A 23181-nucleotide genomic window follows, 5' to 3' on the forward strand; every position below is an offset into this window, starting at 1 on the left:
TAAACTTTAGCTAAAAACTATTTTATTTACCTTGAGTTGTTGAGTAAGATAGCATTCTTGGATTATAGGCTACTCATAAATTGAATAATTTGTTATCATATTTGCATTTTTCACCAGTGATTTAACTATGCACGAATACTTTATGCTGGCTGCTCTGGAACAAGCCTGGCTCGGACGAGGTAGTTGTGCACCAAATCCAAGTGTTGGCGCTGTCGCTGTTCATAAGGGCGAAATCATTGCGCGTGCCTGGCATCACGGCGCCGGAACAGCGCACGCGGAACAATTAGTCCTACAACAAATTCCAAGCGGTATGCAAGAGGTTATGCTGTATGTGACTCTAGAACCTTGCAACCATTGGGGAAGAACACCGCCCTGTGTTACAGCAATTATTCACTATGGTATTTCTCAAGTTGTTTATGGCTATAAAGATCCTAATCCACTTGTTGCGGAGAATAATACCACCGAGCTTTTAGAAGAAAAGGGAATTAAGGTGCTGCATTATCCATTGGAAGAGATAGCTGCTTTTTATCAAAGCTACAACCATTGGACCTTAACAAAAACACCTTGGGTTACTGCTAAATTGGCGCAATCTTTGGACGCTAAAATAGCTGGGGTCAAAGGGCAGCGTTACTATTTATCGAATGCGGAATGTGCTGAGTTTACTCATCTGAATCGCTTGCATACGGATGTAATATTAACAACTGCACAAACCATTAAACTGGATGATCCCCTATTAAATGCTCGTTTGCAGGATAGAGAGGACGCTAAAGTTTTGGCAATTATCGATAGTCGTTTGTCCATTGATAGAACTGCAAAAGTATTTACTACGGCGAAACATTGTCATATTTATCATGATGAAATCTACAAGGTGGATAATTATTATCCTAATTGCAGTTATCACGCAGTACCAAGCCAAAATGGTTTATTGGATTTAACGAAGATAATTAATCATTTAGGCTACCTTGGATTTCATGATGTTTGGGTTGAAGCAGGCGGCCAACTTTTTTCAGCGTTGCATCGCGAAAATTTAGTGCAGAGAACTTATCTTTATATGGTTCCCACACTTTTAGGTAATGAAGCAATCCCTGCATTTACAGGCGAGGGAATTTTTAAGCGTACACCGAAAGTAAGCTGGCAAATAAAAACCGATAACGTAATAGCATGCCTCGATTGGCAGGAGAATTGATGTTTACAGGAATAGTAGAACAGCAGGCTATAGTTCTTGCTAATACCTCCAATAAAGGGGCAAATCGCTTAGAACTTAAGTCAACTTATCAGGATTTAACTATAGGTGAAAGTATTGCTGTAAACGGGGTATGCCTAACCTTAGTGTCAGAGCATGGTGAAAATCTTGTTTTCGATGTTTCCCCAGAAACCTTGAGTTTGACCACCCTAGGCCAATTAAAAGTAGGCGATAAAGTCAATTTAGAGCGTGCTATGCAGGCCACAGCACGCTTCGGCGGTCATTATGTCAGTGGCCATGTCGATACAACCGCTTGCCTTAAAGCAAGAAACTTTTTGGATGAATTTGTAGAGCTTATCATTGGAGGTTTTGCAGTAGATGCTAGTATCTACCTTTTGCCTAAAGGCAGCATTACCCTTGAAGGGGTCAGTTTGACAATTAATGCGTTAACTGAAACTGATATTAAACTGATGTTAGTTCCCCACACTTTGGCGCAGACAACATTAGGCCAATTAACTATTGGCCAACGTTTAAATGTAGAGTTTGATTATTTGACCCGAATCGTTGCGCATCAGCTCAAGATAACGGGACAGTTGAAAAATGAGGTTGAAATTGCATGACAAAGCCTTTTGCAACAATTGAGGAAGCGATTGCAGCATTAAAAGCTGGTCGTATGATCATATTACTAGACGATGAAGCACGCGAAAATGAAGGCGATTTAGTCATCGCAGCAGAATACGCCACTCCCGAAGCGATTAATTTTATGGCTCGTTTTGGCAGAGGATTAATCTGTTTATCCATGGCAAGTGAGTATATCGATAAATTAGAATTGCCTATGATGGCAAAAAATAATCGCTCACCCTACGGTACGGCTTTCACCGTTTCTATAGAAGCTGCTAGCGGAGTATCGACTGGGATTTCAGCCCAAGATCGAGCGCACACCATTTCCGTAGCGATTTCTGCAGATACTCAACCTAAGGATCTCATTTCTCCAGGGCATGTTTTTCCTTTGCGGGCAAGAGACAAGGGAGTACTCGAGCGACAGGGCCAAACAGAGGGATCTGTCGATTTAGCTCGTCTTGCCGGTCTTAAACCGGCCGCAGTCATTTGTGAAATCATTAATGAAGATGGCACCATGAGTCGACGTGATGAGCTTGCTCTTTTCTCGCAAACACATAACTTGCCCATGGTTACCATCAAAGATCTGATCGAATATCGTATCCGCCATGAGCGTTTAGTAGAGGAAATAGCAACCACACAAATTCCTTTGCATGGGCATGGTGATTTTGCGATGACAGTTTTCCACAATAAGCTGGATTCGGCCGAGCATTTTGCTCTTATTAAAGAGCCAGTGCACAAGAATCAAGTCCCCTTGGTTCGTATTCATTCCGAATGCATCACCGGCGATGTTTTTGGATCTTGTAAATGCGATTGCGGCAAGCAATTGCAGCAATCCTTAGCTCAAATTGGTAAAGAAGGGGGGGTTCTTATTTATTTGCGTCAAGAAGGGCGCGGGATAGGACTTGCCAATAAATTAAAGGCTTATGCTTTACAAGAAAAAGGTTACGATACAGTAGATGCCAATTTGCAATTAGGTCTTCCTGCCGATAATCGTGATTACTCCGTAGCTTTTCAAATTCTAAAATATTTAGGTGTCGAAGCATTAAGACTTCTGACGAATAACCCCAAGAAAGTAGAAGCCCTGGAAAAATATGGTTTGAAAGTGACTGAGCGCTTAGCTTTATCGATTCATCCTACCCCTGAAAATAAAGCTTATTTAAAAACCAAACAGCAAAAACTTGGGCATTTATTAACGATAGAATGAAGTAATTCTTATGAGCAGTTCTACAGGGAACTGCTTATCGATGATTTAATTTGCTCGTAGAGAGAATTCTTTATGCCGATTTGAAAAAAACCATCAAATCGATGCAAGGGTATCTTCATGACTTGGGCAAAAGTGTGATAAATGGAATTACTATTAATTGTGTCCAAAAAGGGAAGTCTAAATCCACCGCGAGGATAATCAAGGTCCAAATGATTGATTGCCCTAACGGCTTCGAGGGCTCCCAACCATAGTTGGAGCGTATCCTCTTTCTCATAGACTGTGTGGTAAGCGTGTATAGTGAGAGCAAAACTATCAACCTGCAAGCCATATTGTTTAGCAAATTGAGGATCATAGACAAGGCAATGAGCCCTTAAACTATGATCACTTCTATAACCAATCGGCACAATTTGCCCACTCGTTCTCGAAGTCGCAAGACCGTGTAATTGCGCTATCACTTTATTCGTTTTAACTTCTCTTAAAACCCAAAAATTATGGCTAAAGCGAGCAAAAAAAGGAATGGGCAATTTAAACATTGCTGCTTGAATACAATATTTGGGCATAAAAATCTCTCAAAAAAGTTAGCACAGCTTATTGCCAATTTATTATCCAGTATAGTTCTCCACTTGATGTAAATAGACTAATATTAATAAAAACAGAGGGAGACTAATTATGACCAAAAAAGTGATCGAGGTACCTGAGCTGCTTTCTTACGATAAATATGGATTTACTCAATGCGTTCGCTATAACGATCTAATCTTCGTTACTGGACAAGCTGGCGAAGATAAAAATGGTAATTTAGTGGGAAAGGATATTGAGTCGCAAACACGCCAATTATTCAAAAACATAGAATACGCGCTCCGCGCAGCGAATTCTGATTTATCACAAATCCTTGCCATGACTTCCTATATTGTTGATATGGAAAAAAATGGCTTGGCCTATTTTACTACTCGAAAACAATGCATGCCGGTTTCTTCTTATACAAGCACGTCCGTGGGGGTTGCGGCCTTGGCAAACCCTGGCCTGCTAATTGAAGTCACTTGCATTGCGGCCTTAGTGAAATAGTCTATTATTTATGAGATTAAGTTAAAAGCAGGGGGTATTTTTTACAAAAATCTTCCCAGCTATACCATTCAATTTTGTCGGTTAAACAGTGTTCTTTTGCGACTTCTTTTTGTATTGGTAACCCTAAAGCCGCTGCATTAAAGGCGGTTTGAGAGGGATTTACTAGCCATTGTGCTTTTTGTTTTTGATATTTCTCAATCATTAAGCGAGCACAATAATAACTATTAGAAAATAATCCCGGCCAGATATAATCGAAATTATCAAAATTTAAATTATCCGTGTAATAATCATTTAGCTTTTTGAAATCATTAATAGTCTTAAATTCTTTACTATCAATAGGATAATCAATCTTAGGGCCTGTATAGTAACTAAATTCAAAATTACCGCTTTCAAGCTTTAACTTAGGGTATAGGGCTTTCAATTGGGTAATACATCGTTTGACTAAACGCGGATCATCTGCCAATTCTTCATCTAAAGGAACAGAGTCTCGGGTTACTTCTAACCCTTTGAGATAACTCATAATGGTATAAACCTCTCCTTTACTCTTTCTTGAAGCCATTGTGATATCGTAGGGTAGGTAAGCACCTGTGAGAATAGGTGTTTTGCCCTTAAAGACTAACATTGGAATGAGTCTGACACTATTGTGGGGGCAGACACCTTTCAATTGATTATCTTTATAGAGATTTTCTAAAAGAGCTTGGGTATTTCTGCCGGTACAAAGGAAATATTGCTTAGCTGTAAATTCAATCGGCCCTTCTTTAGTCTCTATTTCTACCTTTTTAATGGCGGTGTTAAATTCATTACAAATTAATTTCCGCAAGGAACCGTGAATTAATTGATTGTAATTATCCTTGGCGAGTGCTTTGATAATCCCATGCCCACTAATATGACCTTCAGCAACAGTGAATAATTTTTCATTTGCCCTGAGCTTATAGCCTAGACTCACTAAATCAGAAGGTGGTTCTTTTATTTCATGATAGGTGAAAGCTCTTGATTGCCAGGACTTGAGTAATAATTGCGTATCTACTTCATTGGCAAGTGCATAGGTTTGATCAATCGATCCGCATTCTCTGCCATGCAGTTTGAAAAATTTATCCCACCATTCATTACTTTCAACTGTCGCATCAAGGCTATTAAAAAAGCCTCTATTGTAGTAGCCGTGGCTGTGGGTTGTTTCACCTTCACCCAATTGTTTATCAGTAACCAAAGCAAGCGATTGAACTCCCGCTTGTTTGAGAAGATAAAAAAGAACAAAACCTTGAACCCCACCACCTATAATTAAGCAATCGCAGGTAAATTTTTTCATATAATTCTCCAACTTTAGGGCCATTTTTCATGCTCTTATCCGTAGATTTTAACTTTATTAAGTTAACTACGGGTGGTTTTTATATCCATATATAAATCTTATACTATTAAAAGTTTAAAAGGTAAGCAAAATGATGTTTGAGGATTTAAGTATGAATTTTCCTCCAGTTTTGTTAAAATTGAATCCCGTTCACATGCGTTGCTTTTTTTACCGCTTGGCGGCGGTTTTGCATTTCAAACGGGACTCCTTATGACAAATTATATTTTTATCACTGGCGGAGTGGTCTCTTCGCTAGGTAAAGGCATCGCTTCTGCCTCTCTTGCTGCAATCTTAGAAGCGCGAGGTTTGCGCGTCACCCTTATTAAACTCGATCCTTATATTAATGTCGATCCAGGTACAATGAGCCCTTTTCAACATGGTGAAGTATTTGTTACACATGATGGGGCTGAAACGGATCTCGATCTTGGCCACTACGAGCGTTTTGTGCGAACCACAATGACCAAACGTAATAATTTTACCTCGGGTAAAATTTATGAAACCGTGATTAAAAAAGAGCGTCGCGGAGATTATTTAGGGGGCACAGTCCAAGTTATTCCGCATATCACGAATGAAATTAAGCGTTCGATTAAACAGGGTGCGGATGGCTATGATGTCGCAATGATTGAAATTGGCGGGACAGTAGGAGATATTGAGTCCTTACCCTTCCTCGAAGCAATTCGTCAAATGCGCATTGAGTTTGGTGCTCAGCGTTCTTTGTTTATTCATTTAACCTTAGTTCCTTACATCGCGACTTCAGGTGAAACTAAAACCAAACCCACTCAGCATTCTGTAAAAGAATTGCGCTCGATTGGTATTCAACCTGATATCTTAATTTGTCGCTCAGAAAAACCTTTATCCTTGGGAGATAGGGCTAAAATTGCCTTATTCACTAACGTTGAGAAAGAAGGTGTTATTTCCCTAGAAGATGCTAAAAGTATTTATCAAATTCCGATGATTCTCCATGAACAAGGATTAGATGAAATCGTAGTAAAAAAATTAGGCCTAAATTTAAAACCAGCAGATCTCAGTGAATGGCAGCATGTGGTCGATGCACAAGCAATCCAAACGATGACGGTAAAAGTAGGTATGGTCGGTAAATATACCGAATTAAACGATGCCTATAAGTCAATTAATGAGGCTTTGCTTCACGCCGGAATTCATACCCAAACCAAAGTTGAAATTGTTTACATCGATGCTGAATTAATCGAAAAACATGGTGTAGAGTTATTGGGACCTATTGATGCTCTATTAATACCCGGCGGCTTTGGCGAACGTGGCATTGAAGGGAAAATAAGAGCCATTCAGCATGCGCGGGAAAATAAAGTCCCTTTCTTAGGTATTTGCCTAGGGATGCAAACTGCAGTCATTGAGTTCGCCCGTAATGTGGTTGGGCTGACTGGTGCCAACTCGACTGAGTTTAATAAAGCAACCCCTTATCCGGTTATAGCCTTGATTAGCGAGTGGTTGGAGGAGAATGGAAGGGTCAACTTCCGCGATGAAAACTCTGATCTTGGTGGCACAATGCGTTTAGGCGGACAACTTTGCCGAATCGATAAAGATTCTTTGGCTTATAAAATTTACAACAACACTGAAATTATTGAGCGTCATCGCCACCGATACGAAGTAAATAATCACTTCCTCGATGCTTTAGTAGAGCACGGTTTAGTGCTTTCTGGGCGCTCCTCAGATAATACTTTAGTTGAAATGATTGAGCTCCAGGATCATCCTTGGTTTATCGCTTGTCAGTTTCACCCTGAGTTTACTTCTACTCCGCGTGATGGCCATCCCTTGTTTAAACAATTCGTTTTAGCTGCACGTGAATATCATCAAAAAAAGGATAAATCATGAAGTTATGTGGTTTTGAAGTGGGGATCGAATCCCCCTTATTTTTAATTGCAGGGCCTTGTGTCATCGAAAGTGAGGCTCTGGCTATTGAAACAGCGGGCTATCTTAAAGAAATTTGTTCACAACTCAAATTGCCTTTTATTTATAAATCTTCCTTTGATAAAGCGAATCGCTCCTCCATTAATAGTTATCGCGGTCCTGGTTTTGAAAAGGGGCTGACTATTTTAGAAAAAGTAAGGGAGCAGGTAGGTGTTCCGGTATTAACTGATGTCCATGAAGATACCCCTTTATTAGAAGTTGCTTCAGTGGTCGATGTTCTGCAAACGCCAGCTTTTTTATGCCGTCAAACCAATTTTATTCAACGCGTTGCAGCAATGAATAAACCGGTTAACATAAAAAAAGGTCAATTTTTAGCACCTTGGGATATGAAACACGTGGTGGCTAAAGCAAAGGCTTGTGGCAATGAGCGAATCATGGTCTGTGAGCGTGGGGTTAGCTTTGGCTACAACAATTTAGTTTCCGATATGCGTTCTTTGCAGATCATGCGCGAAACCGAATGCCCTGTTATTTATGATGCAACACATTCTGTGCAGCTGCCTGGAGGCAATAATGGGGTTTCTGGCGGTCAGCGTGAGTTTGTTCCCGCTTTAGCAAGGGCAGCAGTTGCTACAGGGATTGCCGGTATTTTTATGGAAACGCATCCTCAACCAGAAAAAGCGCTGAGCGATGGACCCAATAGCTGGCCTTTAGCGCAGATGAAACCGCTATTAGAAAGTTTAATGGCGATTGATAAGGTATTTAAGACAAGTACGCTTTTTTAAATATCAGGTTGTGATTTTATCCAACCTTTCTTTAATTTCTGCGAAAAATATCATCTCCGCGAAGGTGGGGATTCATTCCCAATTGAAGCACTGTGCTAAATTGATGAATAGATTGCTGCTTTCGTGAGAATGACAGATAAGATCTGTCGATGCGTAAGTATTGTATTCGCTGGATATAATCAAGTTTTATTATTAAAGAGATATTTTTAAAATTGAGAAGATCTGAAATGGGTATTTGGCGGAGAGGCAGGGATTCGAACCCTGGGAAGGTTGCCCTTCAACGGTTTTCAAGACCGCCGCTTTCGACCGCTCAGCCACCTCTCCGACAGAGCTGAATACTATCTCAAGGTTTCGTTCTTTGCAAATCTTTTTATTAGAAATTTATCCTTAGCTTTTTATTAGCAAAATTTTAACGGATGGGTATAATGGGCGGCATTTGCAAATAGTTGTTTGGCCATGGGTGTTGATATGAAACGAATTCAAATGCTAGTCCTCTCGGGTTTTTTACTTTCTCTAACAGCGTGCAATAGTTGGTGGAGTAAAAATGATGAAGATAACAGCCCTTACCAGGGAGTACCTGCTAAGCAGTTATTTACTGAAGCAGAGCAGGCCATATCGAAGGGACAATATGACAGTGCCGCAAAACGTTTAGAAGCTTTGGAATCTTTGTACCCTTTCAGTGATTATGCTGAGAAGGCGCAAATGGATTTAATTTATGCCTATTACAAGAAAGGGGATTATCCTTCAGCAGCGGCAACAGCAGAGCGCTTTATTCACCTTTATCCGCGAGCGAAGAATGTAGATTATGCTTACTACATGAAAGGCTTAGCTAATTTCCAACAAACTCGAGGTACCTTAGCTAGTAGTTTACCTATCGATGAGTCTTGGCGGGATCCGGGTTCGCAATCACAAGCTTATTCTGACTTTGCTACGCTAGTGCAAAAATTCCCGGATAGCCGTTATAAGCCCAATGCATTGCAGCGTATGATTTACTTACGCAATATGTTTGCTAAGCGCGAACTTAATACGTCTAAATATTATTATGACCGTAAAATGTATGTTGCTGCGTCGGAGCGTGCAAGTTTCTTGATAGAGAATTACCCTCAGGCTCCAAGTGCGCGAGAAGCTTTAGCAATTCTATACAGCGCTAACAATATCTTAGGATTGAAAAAAGCTGCTGATGATGCGTTAAAGGTTTATCAAGCCACTTATCATAGTTTTCCGCCTGCTGTCTCGGTGTCATAAAGGATTCATATTGGTATTGAAACAGCGCGGCCCACTGCCTACGTACCTGCGGCTTGTCCGCGGTATCTAGGAGATCTCATTCCATACCAAGATCTCTGGATCCCGCGAACAAGTCGCGGACGGAGGGATACAATTAGTAAAAGTAGGTTGGGCTTTGGCCCCAAATGGTTTGGATTCATGAGGAATTTGTTGGGCCAAGGCCCAACCTTTTTGAGCCCTAAGCTGGGAGCTCTTCTTTCTCAACCTCAACGTTCGCTTCTTTTTGCTCCGTACTCAAACCAGCCAGTAAATCATTAGTTAGACCACGCAACTCACCACACAACAAAGTTAGTGCCGCATCCCGTTGCTGATACTCTTCCTCAAGTTCACGAATTTCATTAAATTCATCAATTAAATACTCGAGGCTTTTTAAGCGTTTGAAAGTCAGATCGTGGGTTAGAGTAAATTGAATACGTTCATTCCAAATGAGTGAAATTTCAGCGGCCGCTAGACCTTGGGATAAAAGCGTTAAGATTTCTTCGGCAGGAAGTTCATAGCCTTTGCAATTGACTCTTTTCTTTTCATCATCCAGAGAAAACAATAAGCAATCGGAAGCGAGTTGAAAGCTGGGTGGAAGAAGAGAGGGATCACTCAGCCATTGCGCAAAGCGTAGCGCTAGATTCTCATTACAGGCAAGAGGTTCGATTTGGATTCCAGGAATTGATTTTCTCAATAAAGAGGTAAGTTGTGAGGCTTGATTATTACTTGAAGCGTTAATAATTAAACGCTTGGTCATATTATCCAATAAAGCGGGTAATCGCTTTTGAACGCAAAACGATTTTGGTAAAAGTTCAAACTCTAAGTCTTCAGCCATCTGTGCTTTTTCGGCTCGCTTAACAGTTCTACCTTGTTGCGCTTCGAGCGTTTGGATACGTTCGGCAAGTAGGCGCTTGATAACCCCGCTCGGTAGAATTTTTTCCTCTTTCCCAAGACAAATTAAAGAGCAGCCTGCGACTTCTTGAATTAACTCATCCGCATAAGCTGGCAGCCAACCATAGATGAATCTTGCATGAGGCGGGCAGGGTTTGAGTTTTTCTTCGGCGAGTAATTGACTAAAATCGACCGATTCATTGAGTTCATATTGATAAATAAGAGCATTGTTAAACCACATGTTTCATCCTTATTTTTAAAAAAACTGATGCTAGCATGTTTCTCAAAGTGTTGCGATTGCTTAAGAAAGATGAATATTTTTGCGTTCTGGTGTAAATTAGCCAACTTTGTGTTTGAGAAAAATTGAAACTATGAAGGCCGCTGTCTTTTTACATAAAACCAAACAAAATACTGTTCGCCGGGGACATCCTTGGATTTTTCCGAAAGCAATTACTAAAACAACTGGAAAATTACTTACCGGCTCATTAGTAGATGTTTTTAATGATGAGGGAGAATTGCTTGGCGTTGGTGTTTTTAATGAGCATTCACTATACCGTGTTCGAATTTTAGCTTTACAGCATGAAACAATTGTTAATAAACCGCTCTCAGCAATTGTGGCGCATCGTTTAAATCAAGCGTTAATGCTTAGACAGGCATTAAATCTTCCTAATCAAAGCACGACAGCTTATCGTTTGTTTAATAGTGAAGCCGATGGTTTATCGGGCTTGACTATCGACCGCTTCAATCAATTTTCAGTGGTTGCGAGCTCGGCTTATTGGGTAGAAGCAAATAAGACGATGATTCAGCAAGCTATTCAGAATTTATTACCCCAGGAAGAAATTATTTGGTTACCACAACTGAAGCCGCTTGCTCAGGATGGTTGGAAAAAAGAGGCAGAGCCTGTGGCCGCCAAAAATGCTCAGGTATACGAAGCAGGAGTGATTTATCAAGTTGATTTCTCCCAAGCTCAGAAGACGGGATTATTTCTTGACCAGCGTGAAAATCATCAGCGCATTGCTGCCCTGGCGAAAGGAAAACGGGTATTGGATCTTTATTCTTATACCGGCGGTTTTGCCTTACATGCGGCTAAAGCAGGGGCGAGTAAAATTACAGCCGTTGATAGTTCTGCTCAGGCAATTGCCCAGGCCAAGGAAAATGCTGTATTGAATCAGCTCAATACTATTGAATTTATTGAGGCAGATGCCCGTGATTATTTAACCCAGGCCGGTGGTTATGATTTGGTTATTTTAGATCCGCCAAAATTAGTCCCCTCTCAGCAGCATCTAGAGCGCGCTAAAAATTATTATCGTTTTTTACATCGCGAAGTGTTTAAAGCGATGCAGCCTGGTAGTTTATTGATGACTTGTAACTGTTCATCCGCTTTAAACGCACAAGAATTTAGCCTATTAGTAAGTAGCCAAGCAGCTGTGGCAGGAAAGCAAGCACGATTATTGGGTATTTTTGGACCAGCAAGTTGTCATCCTACCTTGGCGGCTTTTCCTGAGGGGAATTATCTAACTGCAGTGTTGTTGGCGGTTGTTTGAGTTCTTGCTTGATTGTTGAGGATGGTACAAGGCCTATAGCTGTCAGGCTATTTATCTGGCTCCGTTCGGGCTCTGAGGTATCCCCACGAAATTAAATAGACTGTTTAGTTTATTGATCGTTTTGTTTATACCGTTCGCACTGAGGAAGCGTGCAGCGCTGTCTCGAAGTGTCGCATCGAGAGCCTCAGGATGAGCAGACGCCGAAGTCTTGCAAACCCTGAGAGGCTTCGAGACGGCGTAAACGCCTCCTCAGCCCGAACGGAGCCAGATAAATAGCCTAAGAGCTATAGGCCTTGTCTCAACAAATTCCTTCTCTTCCTGCTCCCAACTACGATTTATCCCTGGCCTGCAAACAGTCCAACAAATCATAAAAACTAAGCTCACAAGCTTGCAACATCACTAGTAAATGAAAAACTAAATCCGCTGCCTCATTAATCAACTCGTCACGTTGATTAGTCACTGCCGCAATCGCTGTTTCGACGGCTTCTTCACCAACTTTTTGTGCGCAGCGGTTTATACCGGCTGCGAGTAATTGAGCAGTATAACTCTGAGCAGCGCCTTCTTTCGCACGATTTTCAATAAGTTGAATCAAGCGATCTAAAAAGCCAAGCTTTGTGGTTATTGACGGTTGAAAACAACTGACAAAGCCGAGATGACAAGTAGGGCCCTTGGGTAAAACTTGAATCAATAAACTATCACCATCACAATCAGGAGCGATCGCTTGGAGGTGCAGCGAATGGCCAGAGGATTCGCCTTTCGTCCATAAACGTTGTTTACTGCGGCTATAAAAAGTGACTTGGCCTTTTTCCAAGGTTAGTTCTAAGGCTTCTTGAGTCATATAACCCAGCATGAGCACTTCACCATTATTAGCATTTTGGATAATTGCTGGTATAAGGCCATCCATTTTTTGCCAAGCTAATTGATTGATTTCTAAGTTATTCATAATCTGACCTCAATGTTATTGGCTTTAAGTTTCTGCTTCACTTCGTTGATTGATAAAAATCCATTATGAAAAACTGAAGCAGCTAGAGCAGCATCGACTCCTGCTTGTTGGAATACCTTTACGAAATCGTCGGCATTCCCCGCACCCCCTGAAGCGACTAAGGGAACTTGAATGCGATCGCGAACGAGTTGCAATTGCTGGAGGTCATAGCCCTGACGTACGCCATCCGCTTGCATGCAGTTGAGAACGATTTCTCCGGCACCACGGTCTTGTACTTCAGCAATCCAATCCAAAGTTTTGCGTCTGGAATTGATTGATTTAGTTTCATCACCCGTATATTGATAAACGTAAAAATCATTCGCTAGCCATTGACTATCGATGCCGATGACGATGCATTGATTACCAAATTCTTGACTAAGCTGATTAATTAAATCGGGATTTTCTAAAGCCGGACTGTTGAGCGATAATTTATCTGCACCCGCCTTAAGTAGGGCTCTAGCCGTAACAAGATCACAGATGCCACCCGCCACGGTAAATGGGATATTAATTGCTGCTGCAACCTGATTGACCCATTGCGGACAAACTGAGCGTTGGTCGGAACTGGCTGTAATATCATAAAAAACCAGTTCATCCGCGCCCTCAGCCGAATATTGGCTGGCAAGCGCTAAAATATCTCCGACAATCCGATGGTTACGGAATTTGACTCCCTTCACAACTTGATTATCACGTACATCAAGGCAGGGAATAATACGTTTAGCGACCATTTGCTTGCCTCATTAAATAAGAAGAAATATCAAAATCACTCTCGTAGAGCATGCGCCCTAAAATGGCTGCTGCTAAACCAAGAGTAGCTAATTGTTCCAAATCGGCGACATCACGAATTCCACCTGAAGCCTGCCAATTAATTTGCGGAAAACGTGCTAGGGCTTCTTGATAAAGCGCAAAATTAGGACCCTTCATCATGCCGTCGCAATTAATATCAGTGCATAACACTTGGCTGATTCCCAACTGTTGGTAATCATCTACTAACTCCCAGAGACTGCGTTCAGTCGTTGTTTGCCACCCATGAATGGCTGGCTTGGGTAGGCTGTTGTCAATTTGTACATCTAAGGCCAAAACAATATTTTCTGGTCTAGCGAGCTCAATAATTTTAAGCGTGAGCGCTGGGTCGGTGACAGCCAGACTGCCAATGACCAATTTATCGATGCCGGCTTGTAAACAATTTTCAGCAGCATCAAGACTGCGAATTCCACCACCTACTTGCAAACACAAACCTGGTGCGTGCATCGCTTGAATCAAGGCCAATTGTTCGATTCGTCCTGATTTGGCACCATCAAGATCAACCACATGTAAGCGCTCTGCGCCTTGTAAAGCGTAGCCTTGGGCCAGGGTGATAGGGGAATAGTCATAGATGGATACTTGATCAAACTGACCTTTTCGCAATCTAACACATCGACCTTCCTGCAAATCAATTGCTGGAATAATGATCATGATTCCTCCAATTGTAAAAAATTATTGAGTAATTTAAGCCCAGTTTCTGCCGATTTTTCGGGATGAAATTGCATGCCATAAACATTTTCATATTGAACTATGGCGGTAAATTGTTCACTATATTGGCAACTAGCCAAGGCATTTTCATCATTTAACAACGCATAGCTATGTACAAAATACACATAATCTTCTGGGCTTAAACCCTGTGATAGCGGGCTAGGCCTAGCCCATTGTAGTTTTGACCAACCCATATGCGGCACAGGATAGTTAGGAAGTGCAGTGAAGCGCTTTACCTGCCCGGGTATTCGATTTAAACAATTGACTTGACCTTCTTCACTATATTCAAGCAATAGCTGCATCCCCAGACAAATACCTAATAGAGGCTGGGTTAACTGCTTAAGCAGGTCGACTAGCTGATAGTGCTTGAGCGCTTCCATGCCAGCGGCTGCTGCACCGACTCCGGGTAATATCACATGACTAGCGCGGAGGAGATCCTGGGCTTCATGCGTCAACTTATATTCGTAGCCTAAGCGTTGAAGCGCGTTGGTGAGCGAAGTTAAATTATTACCGCCCACATCAATAACAGCGATCATAAAACCCCCTTAGTTGATGGCAGACTACTATCGCAGCGTGCGCAGGCTTGACGTAGTGCACGACCTAAAGCTTTAAAACAGGCTTCAATCATATGATGATGATTTTGGCCTTTGACTGAGATGTGCAAAGTAGCTCCAAGGCTGCTAGCAAAGGAGTTAAAAAAATGTGGAATCATTTCAGTCGCCATGCCACCCACAAATTCACGCGTAAATTGCCCTTCAAAAGAACAATAACTGCGTCCGCCTAGATCGATAGCTACCGAAGCAAGCGATTCATCCATGGGTAGAGTAAAGCCATAGCGCGCAAGCCCCCATTTGCTACCCAAGGCTTTTTTAAAAGCCTCGCCTAGGGCGAGCCCTGTATCTTCAACTAGATGATGCTCATCGACTTCGGTATCGCCTTGCGCATTCACTTGTAAGCTGAAGCCTCCGTGTTTAGCGATTTGCTCCAGCATGTGGCTAAAAAAACCAATGGGGGTGTTGATGCAATTCGCTGCTTCACTATCGAGATTTAGAGCAACTTCTATAACTGTCTCTTTGGTTTGTCGTTTAATAGAAGCTGTACGTTGCTGAGCTAAAATGGTTTCAGCGATAAGTTGCCAATTATGTTCTAGCGAAACAGGAAGAAATGGAACGCCAATATTTTGGGCTAATTCTCTATCAGTTTCTCGATCGCCAATAACCCAGGATTGAAGGCGATCAAACTGATTTTGTATTAAAAAAGCATCGAGCAAGCCTGTTTTGGGTTTGCGACAATTACAATTGTCTTGGTCTTTGTGCGGACAAATAAAAATATCGCTGAAGCAAATCCCCTGGGAAGAAAATAAAGCAAGAATAAAATCATGGCTCTTTTGAAAAGCGCTTTCAGGGAAACTACTTGTCCCCAAGCCATCTTGATTGGAGACCATCACCAATCGATAACCTGCTTTGACTAAGGCTAAGAGAGCCGGAATAACCCCCTGGCATAAGCGAATTTTGTCAAGCGCATCGACTTGGTAATCACTTGGTTCTTCAATCAGGGTACCATCTCTATCAATGAATAATAGTTTTTGCATTTAGCTCTCCGGCTGAAAATCATTTAATGCGGTTAATAGCCGTTGATTCTGTTCTTGAGTACCCACGGTAATGCGCAACATATTATGCAAAGGGTCAGCTGTAAAATGGCGTACAGCAATGCTGAGCCCGGCAAACCAGGTGGCGAGTTGCTGTGCGTAGGGTGACGCGACAAGAATAAAGTTAGTGGTACTCGAATAGATTTTTTCTATCCAAGGAGATCGTTGCAACAGAGCAGCGAGTTTTTCACGCTCATTTAAAATATAAGAAATATTGTGGCTAAACCAGACTTTATCTGCTAACGCATGTTGAGCTAATTCAATGACAGCACTGGATAAACTGTAGGGCGGAAGAACGTTCTTGATCGCGTTAATCAATTGAGGCTGGGCAATGACTGATCCTAATCGTAAACCAGCTAAACCGTAGGCTTTAGATAAAGTGCGTAAGACAATTAAATTATCAAATGAGGAGAGAAGGGTCGTTGCGCTGGGCATTTGGGCAAATTCAATATACGCTTCATCGACTACAACGACTGCTTTAGATCTAAAAAAGGCGCAAAGATTGGCAATACTGGTTAAATCGAGCAAATTAGCTGTCGGGTTATTGGGGCGGCAAATCATAATGAGCTTGCAGTTGGGTTGCCAGAATGAAAACAGTTTTTCAAGCGACCAACTAAAATCATTGCTAGCATCCAACGGGCAATTAATGATTTCTGCTTGTTGTAAACGGGCATAAAAAGCATACATAGGAAAGGTTGGTGGGCATTGCATGAAGCTGTCTTGACCGGCCCGTAAAAAAAGTCGCATTAATAAATCGATTCCATCATCGCTGCCACGAGTTAAGACAAGTTGTTCAGCGCTAACTTGGTAATAATTAGCAATTTGTTGTTGCAAGCGTTGAACTTCTCGTGCATCAGGATAGTGATTGAGCGGTACTTGTCTTAAGGAAGCCGGTGACCAAGGCAATTCATTAGCGTGCAAGCGACAACTTAAGTCATCACCTCCTGGAACATAACCTTGTAGAGTTTTTAAATCGGGGCGAATCAATTCTAATACGGACATGTTAAGACTCCATTGCTTTTAAACTGTTTAAACGTAGGGTCACTGCATTCGCATGCGCATCTAAGCCCTCTATAAGGGCCAGTGTTTCGGCTGCTTTGCCTAAGGAATTAAGACCTTCTACAGAGATTGACTGTAGAGTTAAGGTTTTTAAAAAATCCATAGTGCAAAGACCGCTGTGATTGCGCGCATAGCCATTAGTAGGTAAAACATGATTGCTGCCTGTGACATAATCACCCATCGTTTCAGCAGCCCAAGGTCCTAAAAATACTGTCCCCGCCGCAGTGATAGACGCAACCCAGTCTTTTGCATCACTACGATTGATAATTAAATGTTCAGGGGCATAAGTATTGATAATCTCAAGTTGTTCAATCGGATCGCTGCAAATTAAAATAATACTATTTTGCAGGGCCTCCTTGAGAATGGTCTGTCGTGAAAGCGACAGCAATTGCTGTTGAAGGGCTTGATTTACTTTAAGGGCAAAATCACGGCCTTCAGCAATTAAAATTACTTGAGAATCGCTCCCATGTTCTGCTTGAGCAAGGAGATCAGCAGCCACAAATTCTGGGTTTGCTTGATTATCAGCAAAAACCATCACTTCGGAAGGGCCTGCTGGCATGTCGATCGCGGCTCCAGCGGGATCACTGGACACTTGAGTTTTCGCCTCCGTGACAAAACGATTGCCGGGTCCGAATAATTTATCCATCTTAGGAATTGTTTCTGTCCCATAAGCCATTGCGGCAATGGCTTGTGCACCGCCAATTTGATAAATCGTTTCAATGCCACAAAGGCGGGCGGCGACTAAAAGATGGGGGTCTATTTCTCCTTGAGAATTGGGCGGGGTACATAAGATTTTTAAGGGGCAACCGGCAACTAGAGCAGGAATAGCTTGCATGAGCAACGAAGAAACCAAAGGGGTATTATTACCACCAGGAACATACAAACCAACGCGGTTTATGGGTCTATAAACACGTTCAATACTAACTCCTCTGGCCGTTGTGATTTGCTTTGGCTGAGGAAGGATTGCTTGATGATAAGCACGAATCGTTTCTATCGCCTGATTGAGCGCTGAATTGGCTTGAGCACTAATTTTGGCTTTTTGTATTCTGTCGGCAGACACGTTTAATTTCTTCAAATCAACGGCATCAAATTCGCGTGTTAAGGCAAATAAAGCCTCATCTCCACGCGTTCTAACCGCCTCAATAATCGCCTGAACCTGCGGTTTAAAGGACTTAGTTTGTTTTGGCCTAGACAGTTTTTGCTGTTTTTCCTCTATGGATAAATTTTGCCAATCATTAATGGTTAACATCGAATTACTCCAGCATTTTTTCAATCGGTAATACCAAAATGGAACTTGCGCCTAAAGACTGGATGGTTTCTAAGGTGTTCCAAAAAATTCCTTCACTGGATACAACATGCACTGCCACCTTGTCAGGATGGGCGGGTAAAGGCAAAATGGTCGGTGATTCAGCGCCTGGTAAGCGTTCACAAATTCGTTCAAGCGCAGTTTTGGGGGCATGAAAGAGAATGTATTTACGCTCTGCCGCTTGTTGTACTGCTTGAATGCGTCGTTGCAGCATATTGAATAATTCTTGCATTGCCCGGCTAATAGGCTTGGCCGTTTGAATGAAGACCGCCTGGCTTGTTAAAACTGTATCTACTTCTATTAATTTATTATCTTCCAGCGTTTGCCCCGTGGAAACAAGGTCGCAAATGGCATCTGCCATGCCCATACGGGGGGCAACTTCAACTGAACCTGAGAGCACTAAACTTTCGGCACAAATTCGTTGTGCTGCAAGGTATTGGGCAAGTAGGAGAGGGTAGCTGGTCGCAATTCGTTTACCATCTAATGAGCCTGGACCACGATAATCAAAATCTTCAGGAACAGCAATTGCAAGGCGACAGCGACAGGATCCGAGATTTAAAAGGCTGTTATAAGGTTTATCCGGTGCGCCGAGGGATGCTTCCAATAAGACATTTTCTCCGACGATGCCGCCGTCACATAAACCATCAAAAATCAAAGTTGGAATATCGTCATCGCGGACAAAGAGTAAATCAATAGGGAGATTATCGACATGAGTTAGTAAGCTATTGTCTTTAATACGAAATTTTAGACCACAGCGTTGTAATAAATTTAGCGATTCTTGTGCTAAACGACCTTTTTTCTGTAAGGCCAAACGTAGGCGTGTTTTCACGATTGCTCCAAACGATCTGCAATTAGGTTATAGCCCCCGCTACCAAAGCTAAGACAGCGGGCGACGCGAGTAATAGTAGTTACACTGACTCCAGTTTGTTCATGAATGGTCCGATAAGGAATTCCTTGGCGCAGCAAGGGGATTACTTCCCAACGATCAGCCATTGCTTCAAGCTCGGCAGGTGTACAGAGATCAGTAAAAAAAGCTAAAGCTTCTTCCAAATTATTAAGCAAGCTGATGGCATGCATGAGTTGATGGACTGATTGTTGTTTAGGATTATGTTGTTTCATAGTAATGTATTAATGTAATGTAACATTGTTGCAGTCTAACGAGATTTTGTTTGCCCGTCAACTCTTAATCTCTATTTTTTTCTTGACAGCATCTTCGCTTTACGTTGAGATTGTCTTTTTCTGTTGGAGAAGGGAATGCTGCTGGAAAAAGATAAGTCCTGTTTATTGCTTATTGATGTACAAGATAAATTAACTCCTCATGTATTACATGCAGAAGCGATGGTAGAGCGCTGCCAATGGCTAATGCAATTAGCCACCGAATTTGATGTGCCTTTACTAGTCAGTGAGCAATATCCCAAAGGTTTAGGTGCAACAGTCGAGTCTTTACGCAGCTTAGTTCCTCAAGATAAATTTATAGAGAAAGTGCAATTTTCTTGTTTTCGTGCTCCCGATTTTAGGCCGAAGCTACAGTCTCTGAATAGAAAGCAAATGGTGTTAATTGGCATCGAAGCTCATGTTTGTGTCTTGCAGACCGCTTTAGATTTGCAAAAAATGGGTTATGACGTATTTGTCGTCGTTGATGCGGTAAGTAGTCGATTTGAACTCGATTACAAATATGGACTTAAGCGCATGAAGCAAGTCGGCGTTCATCTAGTCACCTCAGAAATGGTGTTCTTTGAGTGGGTCGGACAGGCGGGGACGACGCAATTCAAAGCATTGAGTAAGGCTTATTTACAATAATTGGAGCAAGGATGAATTTAGATAATCAAATCGCCATTATTACTGGTGGTGCATCGGGTATGGGTAGAGCTTGTGCAGAGCTGCTCATTGAGCAGGGCGTGAGAGTGGTGGTTTGGGATAAACAAATTGAAAAAGACAGCGCGCTCAAGTTGGCACTGACTATTGCTTGTGATGTTAGTTCTGCTGAGGAAGTCGAGCAGGCCATGGAAAAAACAATTGCGCAAGTAGGCACTCCTCGAATTTGTATTAATTGTGCTGGAGTTGCACCTGCTAAGCGCATGTTCGGTAAAGACGGTGTCATGCCTCTTGCAGCCTTTAAACAAGTTATTGATATTAATTTGGTCGGAACCTTTAACGTGATGCGAGTTGTTGCATACGCGATGTCAAAACTTGAGCTTGAAATGAATTCTCAAGAGAGGGGAGTGATCGTTAATACCGCATCGGTTGCGGCTTTTGAAGGGCAAATCGGGCAAATGGCCTATAGTGCTTCGAAAGGCGGTGTCGTGGCAATGACTTTACCCGCCGCACGTGAGCTTGCTCAGCATGCAATACGAGTTAATACCGTTGCTCCTGGTTTAATTGCTACGCCTTTACTGTTGAATATGCCACAAGAGGTACAGGATAGCTTAGCGGCGACAGTAACTTTTCCTAAGCGTTTAGGAAAGCCTGAGGAATTTGCAGCGCTTGTTTTGCATCTTATTGAGAATGGTATGATTAATGGCGAAGTGATTCGGTTGGATGGGGCCTTGCGTATGCAGGCGCGGTAAATGTATCTACTTTAGCTGTTCGGGCTCTGCGGTATCCCTACAAAATGAGTATCTAAGGAAATTGCATTGATTTTATTCCGTTCAGCATGGCGTATGTCTCGAAGCTTGTCCTGAAGCTCTCGAAGAAGGGAGCCTTTTGCGACACTTCGAGACAGCGCTGCGCGCTTCCTCAGTGTGAACGGTATTAACAAAACGATTGTCGAGGAATTCTTGTCGACATCAAGCCTCTTCATGACAACTGGACGCTGTCGAAGTTTTTACATCACCAGTCGCTGTGTAAATATTAATGGCATTTGAGGAATCTTGGCCCGTTAAAATGCTAATAAGTTCTTGGCGATTGTTGATATTAGATGAAATGACTTGGCCATTTATTGAATTCAATTCTCTGCATTCAGCAATTTTTTCTGCCAGTTGATTATTTAATTGATTAACTTCATTGGCTTCTTCTATGGAGCAGGGTTTTAAAAACGCTTGGAGTGCAAGCTTAGTATCATTGCCATAGGCTGGTAGTTCGAGGAGTTGAATGCGTTTATTAGCACTTCCTTCTAGTTGATTCGAAACGGTTTCTTTTTGACTTGCGATGGTTTCTAGTGTTGTAAATTGGCGTTCAGCTAGTGCTTTTTTTTCTTCAGACAGAAGGTTAATTAACTCATCAATCCAATTGATCTCTTGTTTTAGTTGATTGATTAGCTGGCTAATCTTGCTATTAGTCATGAAAGTCCTTTGAGATTTAAAAAACAATGATATTTTTTGAGTTACCCGTATTTCCTAGGTCCCATACGGGTATTTGGTTTAAGCTAATTCGATGTCGGCGAACATCTTTGTTGCAATTTGGTCGCTTACAATTCGATAGCGTCCGCTAGCAAGCTCTTCTTTAAGAAATTTTATTTTTGCCTGATTGACTTCTGGTGTGTTGAGAATCACTTCTTTCAAGGCGGAGAGCTGTTTTGAGGTACTACTAATACTTACATGATCGGTATCATCAGTAGGCAGATCGCTAGAAGCAGCAGCTTGTGTGCGCTGTTGCTGAACACGATTATCTGTCTCTACACGCTTGATGTTATTCATATCATTAAGTGGATTTACCATAACATTGCTCTCAATTGCACTCATCATGGTTATCGGCTCCTATCATAAAATCTTTAGAATTTATCGTCCAATTCTCAAGCTATATCATATTTAAAAAGCCTTGTCACTATGATTTTAAATAATTTTTTAAATAGTGACTCTCACTTGTTTATTTGCACTAATTCTTGCTTCTATTATTCGCTTAGAAGATAAATTTTGCACTTTAATAGTATCGCCGAGTGCACCATCATTTAAAGCGATACCATTCATACTGACATTAATTGTCTCATTGACTGCTTGAATGCTAACTTGCTCACCGCGATGGACAAGCAAAGGAGTTTGCAGATTATAAGGTGTCAGGATGACGCCTTCAGCCAAATTTTGTTTACAAACTTGATCTCGAATCTCTCGGGCATCGGAGAAATATCCATGTTTTAATTGGCTTACGTCGACTTTTAATTTATCAAAATCATTGTCAGCAAGTTGTGTTCCTTTGGGTAAAGGCCGGTTAGTGACGAGAACCCATTTTTTTAGAACAATTTTGAGTGGTATATAGAGAGTCCAATGCGTGTCTCGTTCGCGGCATCGAATGCCAACGGTCGTAGTATGTAATATTGGTGTTTTATAGGGATTAAATACTTCCAGCTCACTTTCTTTACAGGCTTTCAGATTTAATCGCGGATCGAGCTTTTCGGCAGATACTTCGATTTCGTCATGATTTTGCGTTGATAATTCACTTAATGCATAGTGCTCTACTTTTTGTTGCAGTAGCTCTAATGATTGCATAGGTGCAGCCTGTAATAGGGTTGATGAAAGAATGAACATTAGACCCAGAAAGACAGATTTCAACATAGACTAACCCTCAATCCATTCTCCTTTTGATAATCTTTAAAGAGTTTAGAACAGAGTAAATTGATTAAGAACTATCGTCAAGCTTCGTTACCTCACAAAAATCCAGCTAAAAACCGTTTGGGCGGAGCCCTTCGAAAACCTCAGGATGCGCGGAGTGCTTCCCTCGAACTAAGCTATCCCCATGAAATGAGTATCTAAGAAATTTGTATTCATTTTATCCCTTTCAGCTTGAGGAGCACGCATGGCGTACGTCTCGAAGCCTGTCCTAAGGCTCTCGAAGGGGGCTTTTGAGACACTTCGAGACAGCGCTGCGCGCTTCCTCAGTGCGAACGGTATCAATAAATCGATCAATCAACTAATTACTCTATTTAATTTCGTGGGGATATCTCAGAGCCGGACGGATTCGTAATT

The 23181-nt window shown here is 41.8% G+C and carries 25 protein-coding genes and 1 tRNA gene; 10 read left to right on the forward strand and 16 right to left on the reverse strand.

Annotation, left to right across the window (positions count from 1 at the left end; all coding sequences use genetic code 11):
* The first annotated feature begins 127 nt into the window (after positions 1-127).
* Genes ribD through Lnau_RS05265 form a run of 3 tightly spaced genes read left to right on the forward strand, consistent with a single transcriptional unit; the run spans position 128 to position 3008 of the window.
* A complete protein-coding gene (gene ribD, locus Lnau_RS05255; protein ID WP_058504092.1) occupies positions 128-1186 on the forward strand; it encodes a bifunctional diaminohydroxyphosphoribosylaminopyrimidine deaminase/5-amino-6-(5-phosphoribosylamino)uracil reductase RibD in 1059 nt (352 codons plus the stop codon).
* Positions 1186-1803 (forward strand): riboflavin synthase, encoded by a 618-nt coding sequence (locus Lnau_RS05260; RefSeq protein WP_058504093.1) that lies wholly within the window; start codon positions 1186-1188, stop codon positions 1801-1803. The genes ribD and Lnau_RS05260 overlap by 1 nt, the downstream gene beginning before the upstream one ends.
* Positions 1800-3008: a bifunctional 3,4-dihydroxy-2-butanone-4-phosphate synthase/GTP cyclohydrolase II gene (locus Lnau_RS05265; protein ID WP_058504094.1), complete on the forward strand. Its 1209-nt coding sequence runs from the start codon at positions 1800-1802 to the stop codon at positions 3006-3008. The genes Lnau_RS05260 and Lnau_RS05265 overlap by 4 nt, the downstream gene beginning before the upstream one ends.
* 20 nt (positions 3009-3028) lie before the next feature.
* Here the strand turns inward: Lnau_RS05265 and Lnau_RS05270 are convergent, their stop codons facing one another.
* Positions 3029-3568, reverse strand: a complete 540-nt coding sequence (locus tag Lnau_RS05270; protein WP_058504095.1) for a hypothetical protein — start codon at positions 3566-3568, stop codon at positions 3029-3031.
* A 109-nt stretch (positions 3569-3677) separates the two neighbouring features.
* Here Lnau_RS05270 and Lnau_RS05275 point away from each other — a divergent pair, with 109 nt between their 5' ends.
* Positions 3678-4070 carry a RidA family protein gene (locus Lnau_RS05275; RefSeq protein ID WP_058504096.1) on the forward strand — a complete coding sequence of 131 codons (393 nt, stop codon included), beginning with the start codon at positions 3678-3680 and terminating at the stop codon, positions 4068-4070.
* Positions 4071-4086: 16 nt separating this feature from the next.
* Here the strand turns inward: Lnau_RS05275 and Lnau_RS05280 are convergent, their stop codons facing one another.
* Entirely contained in the window at positions 4087-5376 is a 1290-nt protein-coding gene (locus Lnau_RS05280) for an FAD-dependent oxidoreductase (RefSeq protein WP_058504097.1), read from the reverse strand.
* 249 nt (positions 5377-5625) lie between these two features.
* On the opposite strand from Lnau_RS05280, the gene Lnau_RS05285 reads away from it, so the two are divergent.
* Both Lnau_RS05285 and kdsA read left to right on the forward strand, forming a co-directional pair.
* Positions 5626-7263: a CTP synthase gene (locus Lnau_RS05285; RefSeq protein ID WP_058504098.1), complete on the forward strand. Its 1638-nt coding sequence runs from the start codon at positions 5626-5628 to the stop codon at positions 7261-7263.
* On the forward strand, positions 7260-8081 hold the full coding sequence (kdsA, locus tag Lnau_RS05290) for a 3-deoxy-8-phosphooctulonate synthase (protein ID WP_058504099.1): 822 nt from the start codon (positions 7260-7262) through the stop codon (positions 8079-8081). The genes Lnau_RS05285 and kdsA overlap by 4 nt, the downstream gene beginning before the upstream one ends.
* A gap of 236 nt (positions 8082-8317) precedes the next feature.
* Here the strand turns inward: kdsA and Lnau_RS05295 are convergent.
* A tRNA-Ser gene (locus tag Lnau_RS05295) sits at positions 8318-8405 on the reverse strand.
* 144 nt (positions 8406-8549) lie between these two features.
* Between Lnau_RS05295 and Lnau_RS05300 the strand changes: the two genes are divergently transcribed.
* Complete coding sequence (locus Lnau_RS05300) at positions 8550-9326, forward strand: outer membrane protein assembly factor BamD (RefSeq protein WP_058504100.1); 777 nt, start codon at positions 8550-8552, stop codon at positions 9324-9326.
* A gap of 217 nt (positions 9327-9543) precedes the next feature.
* Here the strand turns inward: Lnau_RS05300 and Lnau_RS05305 are convergent, their stop codons facing one another.
* Positions 9544-10476, reverse strand: a complete 933-nt coding sequence (locus Lnau_RS05305; RefSeq protein WP_058504101.1) for a recombination-associated protein RdgC — start codon at positions 10474-10476, stop codon at positions 9544-9546.
* Positions 10477-10606: 130 nt separating this feature from the next.
* On the opposite strand from Lnau_RS05305, the gene Lnau_RS05310 reads away from it, so the two are divergent.
* Positions 10607-11779, forward strand: coding sequence for a class I SAM-dependent rRNA methyltransferase (locus Lnau_RS05310; protein ID WP_058504102.1), 1173 nt, complete (start codon positions 10607-10609; stop codon positions 11777-11779).
* A 328-nt stretch (positions 11780-12107) separates the two neighbouring features.
* Here the strand turns inward: Lnau_RS05310 and hisIE are convergent, their stop codons facing one another.
* The 9 genes from hisIE to Lnau_RS05355 are packed head-to-tail and all read right to left on the reverse strand — an operon-like array spanning position 12108 to position 19402.
* Entirely contained in the window at positions 12108-12722 is a 615-nt protein-coding gene (hisIE, locus tag Lnau_RS05315; protein WP_058504103.1) for a bifunctional phosphoribosyl-AMP cyclohydrolase/phosphoribosyl-ATP diphosphatase HisIE, read from the reverse strand.
* Positions 12719-13486, reverse strand: coding sequence for an imidazole glycerol phosphate synthase subunit HisF (hisF, locus tag Lnau_RS05320; RefSeq protein ID WP_058504104.1), 768 nt, complete (start codon positions 13484-13486; stop codon positions 12719-12721). Before hisF ends, hisIE begins: the two co-directional genes overlap by 4 nt.
* The gene (locus Lnau_RS05325; protein WP_058504105.1) at positions 13476-14213 is read right to left on the reverse strand and encodes a 1-(5-phosphoribosyl)-5-[(5-phosphoribosylamino)methylideneamino]imidazole-4-carboxamide isomerase; all 738 of its coding nucleotides are present in this window, start codon (positions 14211-14213) and stop codon (positions 13476-13478) included. Before Lnau_RS05325 ends, hisF begins: the two co-directional genes overlap by 11 nt.
* Positions 14210-14806: an imidazole glycerol phosphate synthase subunit HisH gene (gene hisH, locus Lnau_RS05330; RefSeq protein ID WP_058504106.1), complete on the reverse strand. Its 597-nt coding sequence runs from the start codon at positions 14804-14806 to the stop codon at positions 14210-14212. Before hisH ends, Lnau_RS05325 begins: the two co-directional genes overlap by 4 nt.
* Entirely contained in the window at positions 14803-15861 is a 1059-nt protein-coding gene (gene hisB, locus Lnau_RS05335; RefSeq protein ID WP_058504107.1) for a bifunctional histidinol-phosphatase/imidazoleglycerol-phosphate dehydratase HisB, read from the reverse strand. The genes hisH and hisB overlap by 4 nt, the downstream gene beginning before the upstream one ends.
* A complete protein-coding gene (gene hisC / locus Lnau_RS05340; protein WP_058504108.1) occupies positions 15862-16920 on the reverse strand; it encodes a histidinol-phosphate transaminase in 1059 nt (352 codons plus the stop codon).
* 1 nt (position 16921) lies between these two features.
* Complete coding sequence (gene hisD, locus Lnau_RS05345) at positions 16922-18226, reverse strand: histidinol dehydrogenase (RefSeq protein ID WP_058504109.1); 1305 nt, start codon at positions 18224-18226, stop codon at positions 16922-16924.
* A gap of 4 nt (positions 18227-18230) precedes the next feature.
* Positions 18231-19112: an ATP phosphoribosyltransferase gene (hisG, locus tag Lnau_RS05350; protein ID WP_058504110.1), complete on the reverse strand. Its 882-nt coding sequence runs from the start codon at positions 19110-19112 to the stop codon at positions 18231-18233.
* Positions 19109-19402, reverse strand: a complete 294-nt coding sequence (locus Lnau_RS05355; RefSeq protein ID WP_058504111.1) for a YerC/YecD family TrpR-related protein — start codon at positions 19400-19402, stop codon at positions 19109-19111. Before Lnau_RS05355 ends, hisG begins: the two co-directional genes overlap by 4 nt.
* A gap of 135 nt (positions 19403-19537) precedes the next feature.
* On the opposite strand from Lnau_RS05355, the gene Lnau_RS05360 reads away from it, so the two are divergent.
* On the forward strand, positions 19538-20083 hold the full coding sequence (locus Lnau_RS05360) for a hydrolase (protein ID WP_058504112.1): 546 nt from the start codon (positions 19538-19540) through the stop codon (positions 20081-20083).
* 11 nt (positions 20084-20094) lie between these two features.
* Positions 20095-20850 (forward strand): SDR family NAD(P)-dependent oxidoreductase, encoded by a 756-nt coding sequence (locus Lnau_RS05365; protein WP_058504113.1) that lies wholly within the window; start codon positions 20095-20097, stop codon positions 20848-20850.
* A gap of 219 nt (positions 20851-21069) precedes the next feature.
* On the opposite strand, the gene Lnau_RS05370 is transcribed toward Lnau_RS05365, so the two are convergent.
* From Lnau_RS05370 to flgA, 3 genes are all read right to left on the reverse strand, one after another.
* Positions 21070-21564, reverse strand: coding sequence for a flagella synthesis protein FlgN (locus tag Lnau_RS05370; RefSeq protein WP_065240247.1), 495 nt, complete (start codon positions 21562-21564; stop codon positions 21070-21072).
* A gap of 78 nt (positions 21565-21642) precedes the next feature.
* Positions 21643-21966 carry a flagellar biosynthesis anti-sigma factor FlgM gene (gene flgM, locus Lnau_RS05375; RefSeq protein WP_058504114.1) on the reverse strand — a complete coding sequence of 108 codons (324 nt, stop codon included), beginning with the start codon at positions 21964-21966 and terminating at the stop codon, positions 21643-21645.
* A 99-nt stretch (positions 21967-22065) separates the two neighbouring features.
* On the reverse strand, positions 22066-22770 hold the full coding sequence (gene flgA / locus Lnau_RS05380) for a flagellar basal body P-ring formation chaperone FlgA (protein WP_065240248.1): 705 nt from the start codon (positions 22768-22770) through the stop codon (positions 22066-22068).
* Positions 22771-23181 lie beyond the last annotated feature (411 nt).

Origin of the sequence: Legionella nautarum (genome assembly GCF_001467895.1) — a bacterium.
In the GTDB taxonomy this organism is placed as follows: domain Bacteria; phylum Pseudomonadota; class Gammaproteobacteria; order Legionellales; family Legionellaceae; genus Tatlockia; species Tatlockia nautarum.

Excerpts from the sequence above, each read along its gene's own strand:
- ribD (WP_058504092.1), top strand. The coding sequence starts at position 128 with ATGCACGAATACTTTATGCTGGCTGCTCTGGAACAAGCCTGGCTCGGA.
- Lnau_RS05260 (WP_058504093.1), top strand. The coding sequence starts at position 1,186 with ATGTTTACAGGAATAGTAGAACAGCAGGCTATAGTTCTTGCTAATACC.
- Lnau_RS05265 (WP_058504094.1), top strand. The coding sequence starts at position 1,800 with ATGACAAAGCCTTTTGCAACAATTGAGGAAGCGATTGCAGCATTAAAA.
- Lnau_RS05270 (WP_058504095.1), bottom strand. The coding sequence starts at position 3,568 with ATGCCCAAATATTGTATTCAAGCAGCAATGTTTAAATTGCCCATTCCT.
- Lnau_RS05275 (WP_058504096.1), top strand. The coding sequence starts at position 3,678 with ATGACCAAAAAAGTGATCGAGGTACCTGAGCTGCTTTCTTACGATAAA.
- Lnau_RS05280 (WP_058504097.1), bottom strand. The coding sequence starts at position 5,376 with ATGAAAAAATTTACCTGCGATTGCTTAATTATAGGTGGTGGGGTTCAA.
- Lnau_RS05285 (WP_058504098.1), top strand. The coding sequence starts at position 5,626 with ATGACAAATTATATTTTTATCACTGGCGGAGTGGTCTCTTCGCTAGGT.
- kdsA (WP_058504099.1), top strand. The coding sequence starts at position 7,260 with ATGAAGTTATGTGGTTTTGAAGTGGGGATCGAATCCCCCTTATTTTTA.
- Lnau_RS05300 (WP_058504100.1), top strand. The coding sequence starts at position 8,550 with ATGAAACGAATTCAAATGCTAGTCCTCTCGGGTTTTTTACTTTCTCTA.
- Lnau_RS05305 (WP_058504101.1), bottom strand. The coding sequence starts at position 10,476 with ATGTGGTTTAACAATGCTCTTATTTATCAATATGAACTCAATGAATCG.
- Lnau_RS05310 (WP_058504102.1), top strand. The coding sequence starts at position 10,607 with ATGAAGGCCGCTGTCTTTTTACATAAAACCAAACAAAATACTGTTCGC.
- hisIE (WP_058504103.1), bottom strand. The coding sequence starts at position 12,722 with ATGAATAACTTAGAAATCAATCAATTAGCTTGGCAAAAAATGGATGGC.
- hisF (WP_058504104.1), bottom strand. The coding sequence starts at position 13,486 with ATGGTCGCTAAACGTATTATTCCCTGCCTTGATGTACGTGATAATCAA.
- Lnau_RS05325 (WP_058504105.1), bottom strand. The coding sequence starts at position 14,213 with ATGATCATTATTCCAGCAATTGATTTGCAGGAAGGTCGATGTGTTAGA.
- hisH (WP_058504106.1), bottom strand. The coding sequence starts at position 14,806 with ATGATCGCTGTTATTGATGTGGGCGGTAATAATTTAACTTCGCTCACC.
- hisB (WP_058504107.1), bottom strand. The coding sequence starts at position 15,861 with ATGCAAAAACTATTATTCATTGATAGAGATGGTACCCTGATTGAAGAA.
- hisC (WP_058504108.1), bottom strand. The coding sequence starts at position 16,920 with ATGTCCGTATTAGAATTGATTCGCCCCGATTTAAAAACTCTACAAGGT.
- hisD (WP_058504109.1), bottom strand. The coding sequence starts at position 18,226 with ATGTTAACCATTAATGATTGGCAAAATTTATCCATAGAGGAAAAACAG.
- Lnau_RS05355 (WP_058504111.1), bottom strand. The coding sequence starts at position 19,402 with ATGAAACAACATAATCCTAAACAACAATCAGTCCATCAACTCATGCAT.
- Lnau_RS05360 (WP_058504112.1), top strand. The coding sequence starts at position 19,538 with ATGCTGCTGGAAAAAGATAAGTCCTGTTTATTGCTTATTGATGTACAA.
- Lnau_RS05365 (WP_058504113.1), top strand. The coding sequence starts at position 20,095 with ATGAATTTAGATAATCAAATCGCCATTATTACTGGTGGTGCATCGGGT.
- Lnau_RS05370 (WP_065240247.1), bottom strand. The coding sequence starts at position 21,564 with ATGACTAATAGCAAGATTAGCCAGCTAATCAATCAACTAAAACAAGAG.
- flgM (WP_058504114.1), bottom strand. The coding sequence starts at position 21,966 with ATGATGAGTGCAATTGAGAGCAATGTTATGGTAAATCCACTTAATGAT.
- flgA (WP_065240248.1), bottom strand. The coding sequence starts at position 22,770 with ATGTTGAAATCTGTCTTTCTGGGTCTAATGTTCATTCTTTCATCAACC.